The sequence below is a fragment of the bacterium genome, from assembly GCA_035530055.1.
Taxonomy (GTDB): domain Bacteria; phylum UBA6262; class WVXT01; order WVXT01; family WVXT01; genus WVXT01.
This window is the reverse complement of record DATKVN010000100.1, coordinates 15,218-27,815: the sequence shown is the minus strand read 5'-3', so window position 1 is coordinate 27,815 and position 12,598 is coordinate 15,218. Positions and strand designations below refer to the sequence as shown.

At 39.3% G+C, this 12,598-nt stretch carries 15 protein-coding genes; all 15 read left to right on the top strand.

The genetic code is table 11. From position 1 onward, the window contains the following. A partial coding sequence (menA, locus tag VMW39_07935; GenBank protein ID HUW23946.1) for a 1,4-dihydroxy-2-naphthoate octaprenyltransferase occupies positions 1–860 on the top strand: 860 nt, incomplete at its 5' end. 21 nt (positions 861–881) lie between these two features. Then, positions 882–1,889, top strand: coding sequence for a polyprenyl synthetase family protein (locus VMW39_07930; GenBank protein ID HUW23945.1), 1,008 nt, complete (start codon positions 882–884; stop codon positions 1,887–1,889). Between the two features lie 44 nt (positions 1,890–1,933). Further along, positions 1,934–2,482: a hypothetical protein gene (locus tag VMW39_07925; protein HUW23944.1), complete on the top strand. Its 549-nt coding sequence runs from the start codon at positions 1,934–1,936 to the stop codon at positions 2,480–2,482. A gap of 73 nt (positions 2,483–2,555) precedes the next feature. Next, the gene (locus tag VMW39_07920) at positions 2,556–3,425 is read left to right on the top strand and encodes a cation diffusion facilitator family transporter (GenBank protein HUW23943.1); all 870 of its coding nucleotides are present in this window, start codon (positions 2,556–2,558) and stop codon (positions 3,423–3,425) included. An 87-nt stretch (positions 3,426–3,512) separates the two neighbouring features. After that, the gene (locus VMW39_07915) at positions 3,513–4,388 is read left to right on the top strand and encodes a cation diffusion facilitator family transporter (protein ID HUW23942.1); all 876 of its coding nucleotides are present in this window, start codon (positions 3,513–3,515) and stop codon (positions 4,386–4,388) included. Between the two features lie 7 nt (positions 4,389–4,395). Continuing rightward, a complete protein-coding gene (locus VMW39_07910) occupies positions 4,396–4,776 on the top strand; it encodes a hypothetical protein (protein HUW23941.1) in 381 nt (126 codons plus the stop codon). An 11-nt stretch (positions 4,777–4,787) separates the two neighbouring features. Then, positions 4,788–6,218 carry a trypsin-like peptidase domain-containing protein gene (locus VMW39_07905; GenBank protein HUW23940.1) on the top strand — a complete coding sequence of 477 codons (1,431 nt, stop codon included), beginning with the start codon at positions 4,788–4,790 and terminating at the stop codon, positions 6,216–6,218. Next, the gene (locus tag VMW39_07900) at positions 6,215–7,015 is read left to right on the top strand and encodes a NifB/NifX family molybdenum-iron cluster-binding protein (GenBank protein HUW23939.1); all 801 of its coding nucleotides are present in this window, start codon (positions 6,215–6,217) and stop codon (positions 7,013–7,015) included. The genes VMW39_07905 and VMW39_07900 overlap by 4 nt, the downstream gene beginning before the upstream one ends. Before the next feature lie 15 nt (positions 7,016–7,030). Continuing rightward, on the top strand, positions 7,031–7,819 hold the full coding sequence (locus tag VMW39_07895; GenBank protein ID HUW23938.1) for a hypothetical protein: 789 nt from the start codon (positions 7,031–7,033) through the stop codon (positions 7,817–7,819). A 13-nt stretch (positions 7,820–7,832) separates the two neighbouring features. Beyond that, on the top strand, positions 7,833–8,441 hold the full coding sequence (locus VMW39_07890; protein ID HUW23937.1) for a helix-turn-helix domain-containing protein: 609 nt from the start codon (positions 7,833–7,835) through the stop codon (positions 8,439–8,441). 94 nt (positions 8,442–8,535) lie between these two features. After that, on the top strand, positions 8,536–8,916 hold the full coding sequence (locus tag VMW39_07885; protein ID HUW23936.1) for a hypothetical protein: 381 nt from the start codon (positions 8,536–8,538) through the stop codon (positions 8,914–8,916). A 208-nt stretch (positions 8,917–9,124) separates the two neighbouring features. Beyond that, on the top strand, positions 9,125–10,024 hold the full coding sequence (locus VMW39_07880) for a 4Fe-4S binding protein (protein ID HUW23935.1): 900 nt from the start codon (positions 9,125–9,127) through the stop codon (positions 10,022–10,024). Beyond that, positions 10,021–10,602, top strand: a complete 582-nt coding sequence (locus VMW39_07875; protein ID HUW23934.1) for a PDZ domain-containing protein — start codon at positions 10,021–10,023, stop codon at positions 10,600–10,602. Before VMW39_07880 ends, VMW39_07875 begins: the two co-directional genes overlap by 4 nt. Positions 10,603–10,998: 396 nt before the next feature. Continuing rightward, entirely contained in the window at positions 10,999–11,511 is a 513-nt protein-coding gene (locus tag VMW39_07870; protein HUW23933.1) for a shikimate kinase, read from the top strand. Further along, on the top strand, positions 11,508–12,593 hold the full coding sequence (gene aroB / locus VMW39_07865; protein HUW23932.1) for a 3-dehydroquinate synthase: 1,086 nt from the start codon (positions 11,508–11,510) through the stop codon (positions 12,591–12,593). Before VMW39_07870 ends, aroB begins: the two co-directional genes overlap by 4 nt. Positions 12,594–12,598: the final 5 nt, after the last annotated feature.

Here is a 12,598-nt window from a genome sequence, read left to right as displayed (position 1 = left end):
TAGGCACTGTTATCGCCTGGGTTCACACAAGGCAAATCTTCTGGATGAAATTATTGTTAACCTTAATTGGGGTTATTTTTGTCCATGCGGGAACTAATCTTACAAATGATTTTTATGACCATAAATCAAAAAACGATGAATTAAATCTTCATCCCACTCCTTTTAGCGGAGGAAGTAGAATAATTCAACAAGGTTTGATTCCAACCAAGCGGATATTTTACTCTGCACTGATGTTTTTCGGTTTGGGAAGCGTAGTTGGTTTGTATTTAAACTCGGTCTCAAAAGGAAATATAATCTTAATTCTTGGATTGGTGGGAGTACTGTTGGGATTCTTCTATACTGCGGAGCCTTTACGGATTGGCTATCTCGGCATAGGGGAATTAGCGGTAGGGTTTGGGTTTGGACCTTTAATTGTTGGCGGGGCATACTATATCCAGGCACAGAGAATGTCTGTGGAACCATTCTTAGCTTCAATACCAATCAGTATTTTGATTATGTTGGTGCTATATATTAATGAATTCCCCGACTATGAAGCAGATAAGTTGGTTAATAAAAGAACCTGGATAGTGATATTAGGCAAAGAGAGAGCGGTAAAAATATATTATTTACTTTTGGCTCTGGTTTATATCACCATAATCACAGGGATTATTTTTCGCTTCCTGCCCTTGTTTAGCATACTTGCTTTTGCAAGTTTGCCTTTGAGTTTAAAAGCGATTGCCATATCTTGGAAAAATTATGACAAAATTGAGGAACTACTTCCAGTAAATGCAATTACTATAAAATTGCACTTAATAATCGGTTTGCTTCTCATAACGGGATATTTCCTCGACAAATTGTTATTTATTTTTGCCCATCCCTGATGGGCGGGTTTGAGGTAAAAAATGGAACTAAAAAAAATTTATCAACCCATTGAAAGAGATTTAGTTGAGTTCAAGGAAGAAATAAAAAGACAACTCGGGGAAGAAGATGGTCTTATGAAACGAGTTATTGAAGATATTATTGAGTCTCCAGGTAAACTTCTCCGTCCCACTCTGGCACTGCTTGCCTTTTCAGCGGGAAACAATAACAGAAAAGATAGAAACAACATAATAAAAGTTACCTCAATAATAGAATTAATTCATACTGCTACTTTAATTCACGACGACGTAATTGACGAAACAACTCTTCGACGGCATAAGGAGACTCTTCATACCAAGTGGGGAGATAAAATTTCAGTGCTTTTTGGGGATTACTTATTTTCCCGGTCATTCGCTGTGTTATGTCAACTGGGCTATCCTGAAATTATTCGCGGTTTGGCGAATACCATTAATCTCATTTGTGAAGGCGAGTTGAAACAAATAAGCAGGGCATATGACTGGGATTTAACTGAGGAAGAGTATCTTTCCATTATCGAAAAGAAAACCGCTTCTTTGTTTTCGTTTTCCTGCTTTTGCGGAGGACGCCTGGGAAAAGTTGAAGCAAATGAGATTGAAGCATTGGTTAATTATGGTCTAAACTTTGGTATAGCTTTTCAGATGGTTGATGATTGCCTCGACTTTGTAGGCGATGAAAAGGTAATGGGGAAGTCCTTGGGTTCGGACCTACGTAAAGGGAAAATAACCCTCCCTTTGATTTATTTATTGAGTTCAACTTCTGAGGAGGTGCGGAAAAAAATTGTTGAATTTATCTCCTCGGAACAAAAAGATACAAGCATTCTTATAATTAAAGAAATGTTACAGGAATATCAGGTTATGCATCGCTGTGCGAAAAAAATAATGCAATATATGGAAAAAACCAAAAAAGAGATAAAAAAAATAAAGAACGTAAACACCAGGAAAAATCTTATACACATATGTGACTATACATTATTAAACCCCGTAGAAACTTTCAGCGGAGTAAATGTGTTATAAGAAATCGGCCCGCTAGAAAAAGAATTGTTAATAGGAGGAATAAAATGTTTGGCGCGGTAAAAACGAAACTGAAAGAAAAGTATTCTAAAAATCAAACGACAAGAACAGAAAAGGAGGGAGACTACTTGAAAGAGTTTTTGAACAATGAATTAACAGATTTGGAAAAGTTATTATCCGAGGAAGCAAAATTGAAACAAATGGCAGAAGACAAAAGACAAGAAATTAGCAAAGCAATAGAACGATTGGAAGGGAAAATGTCTCTGTTTAAAGAAGAGGTGGAAAAAATACAACTCCAATTCAGGCATTTATTTGAAAATGAAGAAATAGAAAAAGAACAAATAGAAACTGAACTAATTACAGAAGTTGCGGAATTAGAACACATTAGAGAAGGTGAAGAAAGTAAAATTAAACCTGAACAGACAGAACTGGAAATGAGACTGCAAAGCAAAGAAGAAGAAAATAATTTACTCAAAAAACAGATAACAGAAATGGAAGAACGATTCCGAATTGAGAGTGAGAAGAAGAAACAGGAATTACAGGAACTTAAAAAGCGGTTAGAACAAATATCCAGAGAACAGCAAGAATCAGTTTAATTTTTTTTACCTCTGGACAAATGTAGAATAAGTTGAAAATGATAAAAAATTATTCGCTTTGGCAGGCAAAGGCATGAAAACAACTAAAGACAAATGTGCTTTATGTGCTACCAGACTTTCATGGATAGGACTCTGGGACAGTTTTATCATAGCGATTTTTAAGGGAATTATTGGAATTTTAACTCACAGTCGCGCTTTGCAAGCAAGTGCTTTATACTCTTTTCACGATGTAGTTTCATCCATAGCAGTGATTATTGGCTTGAAAGTCTCCTCCCAACCCATTGATGAAGAGCATCCTTATGGACATGGTAATGTTGAATATATTGTTTCTGTTTTCACAAGTTTTATTATTCTGGCGGCAACGGTTTATCTCTTTGTTGATTCTCTTGGTATAGTACTCAAAGCAAAACATATCCCTGCGCACTGGGCAGCTCTTGTAGCGGGCTTAATATCTTGTTTTGCAAATGAAGTAATCTATCGGTACAACATTTGCGCAGTTAAACATCTTAACAGCCCGGCAATTTTAACTCATGCCAAGCATCATCGGGCTGACGCTATCTCTTCTTTAGCGGTAGTTATCGCTATTTTAGGGAGCAAAATGGGCTTCTATTTCTTAGACCCTTTGGTGGCAGTTTTTGAAGCCGGGCATCTCACTTTCCTAAGCATAGAGATTCTTTATTATAGTAGTGCAGGGTTATTGGATAAGTCGGCAGGGAAGGAAGAAGTCTCGCTAATCAGAAAAATCACTTCGCAGATTTCTGGAATAAAAAAAATAAGAAATATAAGAACCAGACAAATTGGTCGGAATATTTGGGTTGACCTGTATGTCTCTCTTTCAGGAAAAAAGACAGTTGATGAAGCACACAAAATATCAGGCCGAATTCGCCAGGATTTAATGAAGGAGATAAAATATTTAGGAAATATTAACGTTGTTTTTGAGTGAACTGCCTTAGAAATAATAGAAACGGGAAAACGTTATCTCAAAAATCGGTGAAAGCGTTTCCTGTTTCTAACGGGATGGATAAGAAAAATGATAGAAGAGCGTTGCCTGATATGTAGTAAGAAAGTGGAATGGATAGTTTTAGGAATAAATTTGGGTCTATTCTTAATTAAAGGCATTTTTACTTTTATAAGTAACAGTCGTTCATTATTCGCTGATACACTTGAATCTCTGGCAAATGTGGTTATCACTATTATTGTTCTATTTAGTTTGAAAATTGCAGAAAAAGAACGTAATGATAAATTTCCTTATGGTCACGGCAAAGTGGAGTTCCTTGCATCGGGCATTGTTAACCTATTGCTTCTGTTGGGTGCTGTTTATTTTATTTTCGTTGCTCTGGGAGAAATGGGATCGATTGGACCAGAAAAAACACCTAAGTTAATAGCAATCTTTGCAGCAGTTGTTTCTATCTTAGGAAACTGGGTGGCTTTTGCTTATGGTCGTTGTGTAGGGAAAAAAGTGGGAAGTGTAGCTATTTCAGCCAACGCCTGGGCGAGTTGTGCTGATATAGCTACTTCTGTAGCGGTAATTGTTGCTGTTGTGGGAACTAATTTGGGCGTTGTAAAATTGGATCATATAGTCTCTGTTATAATTGCTTTAATAATTATAAAAATGACAGGAGAAGGAATAGGGAAGGCAATCAAGGGATTAATGGATAGTTCGTCAAAATCTGAAGAGATTAGAATAAGAAATTTAATAAAAAATATTCGCGGAATTAAACAGATTCGCAGTGTCAGGGCCAGGCAAGTTGGCAGAAAAGTATGGGTTGACTTAGAAGTGGCTATTCCTGGAAGTTGCCCTCTGCAAGAAGGAGTGAAAATTATCCAGCGTATAAAATCTGTTTTACACGAAAAAATAGAGAATATCGCTGAGGTATCTGTTCAGTTAGTTCCCGCAAAAGGATAAGAAATATATGTATCCATATTACTTCAGGAAGAAATCTTCCGGCGAACCGCGTACAGTTTTGATAGAAGATTGTTTTGCTGAGAAAGCCAAAAATTGGCTCTGGATTTTGGGAATTATTATTGTTTTGGTTATAGTTTTTTCAATAGTTAAATTCTCTGGTCAGCTTAACTCCTATTCCGGTGATAGTCAGGCAGGGAGAAATATTAATCCTGTAAAAAATGTTGCTTTCCCGCTTTGTCCATATTGTCGAGGTATGCTTGACCCTCAAGGAAAATGTAATATTCCCGAATGCCCGCTTTATAGTCCCCATTGGAGGATAGATAGTAATCAAGAGCAACCATCTGGAGGAGGGAGATTGCCCAACAGACCTTGGTGTCTGAATCGTTGAATGAGGGAAATATGAATAGTTCACAGAAGATAATCAAATTGATTTTAATCAGTGCAGTGATAATAACTTTTCCTGCGATTATTGAGGGAGGAGTAAATCCGCAAGGTCAAAGTCATCTTCAGTATGATTTTAATCGCGCGGCTGAAGGAGTAAAACCTTGTGTAGTGGGCATTACCGCATTTAAAAATTTTCATAATGGAACGCTACCCGCACTTCCCCAAGGAATATTTTTTGCTGACCCTTTCGCTCAAAACGTTCCTTCACTGCCCTGTCAGCAAAAAATTGGTTCGGGAATAATTATCGATAGCCGGGGATATATTCTTACAAACTTGCATGTAATTAAACAGGCGAAAGATATACACGTAACCTTAACCGGTCTGAATCCTATGAAATCAAAATTTCACCAGGCCCAGGTAGTAAAGATAGATATCAATATGGACATAGCCTTACTGAAAATTATTCCTGATGAGCCTTTACCTGTAGCCAAACTCGGCAATTCTGAAATGGTTAGACTTGGTGATTGGGTTATGGCTATTGGTAGCACTTTTGGTTTCGAGCAAACGATTACAGCAGGCATTGTCAGCGCAAAAGACAGAATCCTGAATATCGATGGAATAGCCTATCACGGTTTGATTCAGACCGATGCATCAATAAATCAAGGTAATTCAGGTGGGCCTTTGGTTAATATGAGCGGGGAAGTAATAGGCATAAATACTGCTATATATGCCCCCAATGGTACGTTTACCGGAGTAGGTTTTGCTATTCCCATTAATCAGGCTAAATCTTTTCTTAATCAAAATATTCCTGTGGCTTTGGTTGCTCAACAAGCAACCAATAACTATTCTCCAGTCGCTTTAGGTTGGGGACCGGGACAACCCTGTCCTTATTGCGGGGTAGCTCTTGATTCTCGAGGTGTGTGCCCTTTACCAAGGTGCCCTTGGAATTTCAGGTCACCTCCTCAGCAGGTAGCTTTACCTTGTCCGGGAGCTTGCCCCGGTTGCCCTCTCGGTACTCCACAGATACCGAGTCAACAAGTTGCTATGCCTTGTCCGGGAGCATGTCCCGGATGTCCTTTGGGGACACCGCAAACATCACCCCAGCCGTTTCTTTTTAATCCTGCTCCCGGTGTTATGGATAGTCCGGCAACTAATCAAGTCATATTTGTTGCCGGGAAGTCAGTAAATAGTTCCTGGCTGGGAGTTTCATTACTACCAAGACAGAATGGATTGCAGGTTGTGGAAGTAATCATGGATTCACCTGCAGAAAGAGGCGGAGTGAAATTGGGAGATACTATTGTGGAGTTGAATGGTAAAGTGATAGAAACTATTACCGATTTTGATAATATGATGGATAAAATAAGACCAGGAAGGAAAATAAAATTAGTAGTCATTCGTCAAGGGAAGAAAAGAGCTCTCTCTTTGCGCACGGGTAGAATGCCATGATTCAGAAACTGATAGGTAATAAAAACTTTTTAATTACCTTAAGCTTAGTTACAGTATTGATAGCAGCGGGGATATGGACATTTCTTGGGTCAAAAGGTGTCTCTGGCCTTACTCAAGATGTGAACAAAGTAGCTCTTCCAGCCAAAGGGAATGGCTTGAATGCCCAAATATCGGAATATTTTGGACGAGCTCCCTATTTTATCGTATACGATGTGAACAGGAAAGTTTTCTGGACGATTCCCAATCCTTTTGTCAATGAAGCGCACGCTGTTGGTTTGCGGGCGGGAACGATGTTGGTCAAAAAAAGAGTGGGTGTGATTGTATGCAAGAATATCGGTCCTGAACCAATCAAGAAGTTCAACGATTCAAAAATAGAGGTATATATCGGAGCAGAGGGGACAGTCGCCGATGGAATTAAGCAATATAAGAGTAATCAGTTGATATTGACAACTATGCCCAATGTTCCTACGCATTACGGTCTGCCAGGGCAACATCCCTGTCCCAATGTTCTCGGTCAGCCGAAAAAAAGAATAGAAAATCCGATGAACCCCGCCCCTCATGGAGAAGCGAGGGTGAAGCAAGCTGCTCTTAATATTTACGACCCTCAATGGAATGGCTGGACGATAGTTTGTTCGAATTGTAAGACTATTATGACAATTCCTTATCAAGGATTTTTGCCGCCGCAGAGCATTATTTGCCCCTACTGTAAAGCAAGAATAATTTTAGGAACAGGTGATTCACCGGCGCGGTTAATTGCTGAAAGATTAAAGGACAAAAATTTTCCATTTCTAAGATGAAAGAGAAAGAAAAGTATGCATCAGGACAAAAGTTACAATAAAAATCACTTGATATGGATAGCTATAGGTGTTTTTATCTGTTTGATATGTTTAACTATAGTATCGTTGCTTGATTTGAAAAAGGATTATCAAAAAAATCCTATGGTTGATAATCAGGCTACTATGACTGCTGGAGGACAGAGCTATTATTCTGGAGTAGGGACTGTTGCTGTATGTCCTAATTGTAGAGCCACCGGTATCTCTAAATGTTTCTATTGTGGATTTTCCATGGAGTGGAACCCACGAACAGGTATTTACTTTTGTCCCCGGTGTCTGAGAGTTGGTTCAGCACTTTGTCCCCGTTGTGGAACATCGATGCAACCATTAAGAAAATTTAGAGTCACGCCCATTGACCCCAGAGGCAATTTTCCTCCGCCAGTACAGAACGCTACACCTATCGCAGGTTGTGCTACTTGTCCTTCAAGGAGCTATTGTCAGCCTGCTGCTGGCCAGGGACAGCAGGTGGCGATGCCTTGTCCCCTCCACTGTCCAGGTTGTCCTCTCGCTTCTCCCCAGATACCGAGTCAACAAGTTGCTATGCCATGTCCTGGAGCGTGTCCTGGATGTCCTCTGGGAACACCGCAAACTCCAAATCAAAAAATTGCCTGGCCTAATAGAGGCATTCCTTCTTCGCCAGTAGCCGGATGGGGACGTCCAGATTATTTAATCTGTCCAAATTGTAATTATACTATGCCACATCAGTTCGGTATCCCTGCCTATACTGTGATTTGTCCTAACTGTGGCAGGAGGATGATTAGAGGATGATAAGGGTGAGACTATGAAAAAATATTTTTCCACTACTGAAGTAGCAAAATACTGTAAAGTTACCAGATTCACCATTATCAACTGGGTTGAAAAAGGATTACTCCATGCTCAGAAGACCGCCGGTGGTCACCGACGCATTTTGCTTTCTGAACTGATCAGATTTATACGAGAAAAAAATATGGATTTGTCTAATCTGGAGTTACTTTCTCCTGAGATGGGATTCAAGTGGTGCTGGGAATATCATCAGAACTGTAATAAAGATGGCTATGAAAGTCATAAATGTCGAAGCTGTCTTGTCTACCTAACTCACTCAAAGAAATGTTTCCAGCTACGGGGAGAAGTAGGTCATAAGAGAATTTTTTGTAATTCTCTCTGTGAAGATTGCGACTATTACAAGGACTATTTCAATAATTTTCAGTGGTGCTGGGAATATCATGAACAGAATGATAAATTAGACCATCAGTGTAAGAGGTGTGTGGTATATCTCACCAGAACCAGATGGTGTTTTACTTTAAGAGAAGAGACAGGTCACGAAAAGATATTTTGCAAAAAGAACTGCACAGAATGTTCTTATTATTTAAAGTTTGCCCCGTTAGAAAGCCCTATGGTAAACCAGAGATAACAGGAAATAGAATCTCTAACGGAGGTGATTATTAAAAGCCATCGCCAGAGCTTTCTAAGAGGATATACTTTCGGAAAAAAAGTGTAGCTATCAAATGGAGAATAAATTTTCTGTTTTAGGGTCTAAACTATGGATAATGACTCTTGTTGTGGTAGCATTTTTGGTTATTCTCGTGGTAAATTTTAGATTTCAAGAGACTACGCTAAAAAAAGAATTAATTGAACATACTACCATAACTGTGGGAAAAAAGAATGTTTGTATCTGCCCTCTTTGCAAAAAGAAAGGTTTGGCTTATTGTATGCATTGCGGTTCGCCAATGAATTGGGATAAACCCAGCAGACATTTTATTTGCCCTAATTGTAAAACCGTAGGGCTTCCCCGCTGTCCTAACTGTAAGGTGTTGATGTTTGGACTGAATGTTACCAAAAAAATTCATAGCAGATTAATGAAAGGTTCTCCGATACCGGTTTATTAAAAAATGAATAGATGGATTGTAATTCTGATAATAATCATATTGAGCACTCTATTAGTAGGCTATGGTAAAAAAATAGGAAATGTCCCTGAAACACAACATAACGGAGCAACTCTTTGTTTATCGTGCATCGGAGTTGGCGAATAATCAATTCTGGGGACACAATACTTAATTATGACGCAGACTGAAGTCTGCTACTCCAAAGATTTATATGATGGAATTTCTAAGACGAATTACTCAAATATTTGGATTTGTTATCTCTCACGCTTATCTGAGAATTGTCGCTACCAAACAAATCTATCAAGGACCATTAAAAGCAACTTGTATCCCTTTCGTCACCTGTCATGCCTGCCCGGCAGCGGTTTTTTCCTGCCCTTTAGGAACAATTCAACATTATATGGTGATTCGTCAGATACCCTATGTTTTACTTGGCCATTTAGGTATCCTTTTGGTAGCAGTGGGAAGAATGGCCTGTGGCTGGCTTTGTCCAGTGGGATTGTTTCAGGACCTGATGTACAAAATTAAAAGTGAGAAAATAAAGATTCCCCATCGGCTTGATTACTTCAAATATGCCACTCTCCTGGGATTAGTCATATTAATACCTTACCTACACGGTGAAGCGTGGTTTTGCAAGTTATGTCCACCCGGCACTTTGGAAGCAGCCATTCCCTGGATTCTTTGGAATCCTATCAATCTCGAATTTCAACAACCCACTGTTGATATTGCTACGATTGGACTGTTATTTTTCATTAAAATTGCCATTCTCGTGGTTTTTGTTGTTTTCATAGTAATTTCTAAACGGCCCTTTTGTAGAGTCTTGTGTCCATTAGGGTTAATATTTTCCATATTCAATCGTTTCAGTTTAATCAGGATGAAAGTTGAAAATGCTTCTAAATGTAGTGATAAATGCAATCTTTGCTTAAAAGATTGTCCGATGGAGATAAAAATATACGAGGATCCGAATTCAAGTGAGTGTATTCGTTGTCTAAAGTGTACAAAATGCAAAAAAGTAAAAGTGGGCATTGGCAATTTAAACGAATCGGTGTTGCCAGCGAAAAGGCTACCCAGGACAGTCCCTGGGGTGATGTCAGGTAGACAGGAAACTCCATGAAAAAAATTCTTATTTTTAGTGCAAAAATTTTACTTCTTATTATTTTTATTAAGGTTTTAATTTTAGTTTTTATTGTTTCCCTTACCAGAAAAAACGAAACACAGATTTCTGCATCACTTGTACAAAATCGTGCAGGGTTCTCACATGTCTGGTTAGGTATTCAGGTTCTTCCTATTGATAAGACGGTAGTAAAGAACTTCAATTTACCTTTTCACCGGGGCCTTTTAGTAAGGAAGGTGATTAGTGGTTCACCGGCTGCTGAGGCGGGTGTAATGAAAGGCGATGTCATTAGAAGAATTGGAAATAAAAGAATGAGGGATACCTTGCAGCTACGAAAAATTATTAGTAAAATGTCACCAGGACAAAAAGCAAGAGTGGTGTATATCCGAAATATGAAAACAAAGACTGTGTATGTTCGTTTGGAACAACCACCCTCTGACACCTTGATTGATAGGAATGCACAACTTGTTTATGGAGTTTATCCTGCTGTTATACCGCCGACTGATATGCCCTATCCTTATTTTTACTTTGGCGAAGAAAGAGAAGAAAGGGAGAACGAACTACCTGAAAACGAATAAGAACTCGAACACGAATAATCGCCAAATTTACGACAAAGAGTTTATTTAAATTTCAGCAAACAGAATGGGAACCAGGATTGCAAAGCTTACAACCTCTCTGCTGATTTAGAGGAAGACATCAAAAGATTTTTCCAAAATAGGAGTGACTATCCGACTCGACCAACCTCAATGAATTTTTCCCCGCCTCATTGGGCTGAGGCGATTTCCCTCCAGAAGTATTGCTTTCCCAGGTAAAACAACATTTTAGCCACAGAGAACAATGTTCTTAAATCCATAGCGGGAATTTTTACGCTTGTTTTATTCCTGAAAAAGTTGTACACTTAATGCGCATAATTAAGGAAATAGGACAATATTTATCTCCCTATAATTATTCATTAAGTTAAATTGGGGTTCTCCATGAACATTGTTTTGACAGGAATGATGGGCACTGGCAAGACGGTTGTAGGGAAAAAGTTAGCCCAAAAGTTGAATATGAAATATATTGGTACTGATGAGATAATTGAGAAAGATGTGGGGATGTCCATACCTAAAATTTTCAAGAGAAAGGGTGAACCCTACTTCCGGGATGTGGAAACAAAAGCTGTTAAGTGTGTGGCATTGCTGGACAACTTTGTTATAGATACTGGTGGGGGAGTGGTTCAGAGAAGTGAGAACATGGAGGAGCTGGAAAGGAACGGGGTGATTATATGTTTGACCGCTTCACCTGAAGCGATTCTGAGGCGCACAGGTAAGACGAATTATCGGCCACTACTAAATATAGATGACCCTGTAAGTGAAATAAACAGGCTTTTAAAGAAAAGAGAACGATTTTATAAGAGATGTAGCAGGATGATTGATACTTCTAATAAAGGGATAGAAGAAGTTGTGGATGAGATTATTAAATTTTTATCTGAGAGAGAGAAAAGATGAAAACAGTGAAAGTGGGACTGGGTGAGAAGAGTTACAATATTCTTATAGGTTACCCCCTGGATGAGATTGGTAGAATGCTTAAGAAATACACAAAAGGGATTAAGAGCCTTATTGTTACTAATCCCACAATTGCAGAATACTACCTGGAGACAGTGGAGAGGAGCTTGCAGGAGGCTGGATTTCAAGTCTTGGTGGCCCAGGTTCCCGATGGTGAGGAGCATAAGTCCCAGGATGAGGCGAATAGACTGTATACAAAGTGTGTGGAATACAGGCTGGAGAGGGGATCTATTATTGTGGGATTGGGAGGAGGGGTGATTGGTGATCTGGCTGGATATGTAGCGGCAACTTTTATGCGTGGTCTCCCCATAGTTCAGGTTCCCACTACTTTCCTGGCTCAGGTGGACAGTTCCGTAGGTGGTAAAGTGGCGGTCAATCTTCCCGAAGGTAAGAATTTGGTAGGTTCTTTCTATCAGCCATTTCTGGTCTATATCGACCTTGCTGTTTTGAAGACACTGCCGGTTGAGGAGATGGAGGCAGGGATGGCTGAGGTGATTAAATATGGCATTATTCTCGATAAAAACTTCTTTGAATATCTGGAAGAGAAGATTGAAAAGTTAAGAGAACTCGATCTGGAGGTGCTGGAGAGGGTTGTAGCTCGCTGTTGCAAGTTTAAAGCAGGAGTTGTGGAAAAGGATGAAAGAGAAAAAGGGCTGAGGTCGATTCTCAATTTTGGTCATACTCTGGGCCACGCACTCGAGGCTCTTACTGATTATAAGAAGTACAAGCATGGCGAGGCTGTGGCAATTGGTATGGTTGGTGCGTGTAAAATTGCCGAAGAAATGGGGATGTTGAAAAAAGAGGCAAGAGATAGAATTGAGCGTTTGATTGAAAAAGCTGGTTTGCCAGGTAGAATTGGAGTGAAATTAAGTGTAGACGATATCATACAGGTTCTTTCTCTGGATAAGAAGGTGCAGGCAGGAAAGGTCAGGTTCGTTTTGCCAGAGAAGATTGGAAGAGTTGTAGTGAGGAATGATGTACCAGAAGACATAGTGAGAAATGTAGTTACAGGGCTCATGGAGTAGTCTTC

What these genes read in the sequence shown, in the direction of transcription:
- VMW39_07885 (HUW23936.1), top strand. Translation starts at nt 8,536, where the DNA reads ATGGAGAATAAATTTTCTGTTTTAGGGTCTAAACTATGGATAATGACT.
- aroB (HUW23932.1), top strand. Translation starts at nt 11,508, where the DNA reads ATGAAAACAGTGAAAGTGGGACTGGGTGAGAAGAGTTACAATATTCTT.
- VMW39_07895 (HUW23938.1), top strand. Translation starts at nt 7,031, where the DNA reads ATGCATCAGGACAAAAGTTACAATAAAAATCACTTGATATGGATAGCT.
- VMW39_07875 (HUW23934.1), top strand. Translation starts at nt 10,021, where the DNA reads ATGAAAAAAATTCTTATTTTTAGTGCAAAAATTTTACTTCTTATTATT.
- VMW39_07925 (HUW23944.1), top strand. Translation starts at nt 1,934, where the DNA reads ATGTTTGGCGCGGTAAAAACGAAACTGAAAGAAAAGTATTCTAAAAAT.
- VMW39_07910 (HUW23941.1), top strand. Translation starts at nt 4,396, where the DNA reads ATGTATCCATATTACTTCAGGAAGAAATCTTCCGGCGAACCGCGTACA.
- VMW39_07870 (HUW23933.1), top strand. Translation starts at nt 10,999, where the DNA reads ATGAACATTGTTTTGACAGGAATGATGGGCACTGGCAAGACGGTTGTA.
- VMW39_07920 (HUW23943.1), top strand. Translation starts at nt 2,556, where the DNA reads ATGAAAACAACTAAAGACAAATGTGCTTTATGTGCTACCAGACTTTCA.
- VMW39_07930 (HUW23945.1), top strand. Translation starts at nt 882, where the DNA reads ATGGAACTAAAAAAAATTTATCAACCCATTGAAAGAGATTTAGTTGAG.
- VMW39_07915 (HUW23942.1), top strand. Translation starts at nt 3,513, where the DNA reads ATGATAGAAGAGCGTTGCCTGATATGTAGTAAGAAAGTGGAATGGATA.
- VMW39_07880 (HUW23935.1), top strand. Translation starts at nt 9,125, where the DNA reads ATGATGGAATTTCTAAGACGAATTACTCAAATATTTGGATTTGTTATC.
- VMW39_07890 (HUW23937.1), top strand. Translation starts at nt 7,833, where the DNA reads ATGAAAAAATATTTTTCCACTACTGAAGTAGCAAAATACTGTAAAGTT.
- VMW39_07900 (HUW23939.1), top strand. Translation starts at nt 6,215, where the DNA reads ATGATTCAGAAACTGATAGGTAATAAAAACTTTTTAATTACCTTAAGC.
- VMW39_07905 (HUW23940.1), top strand. Translation starts at nt 4,788, where the DNA reads ATGAATAGTTCACAGAAGATAATCAAATTGATTTTAATCAGTGCAGTG.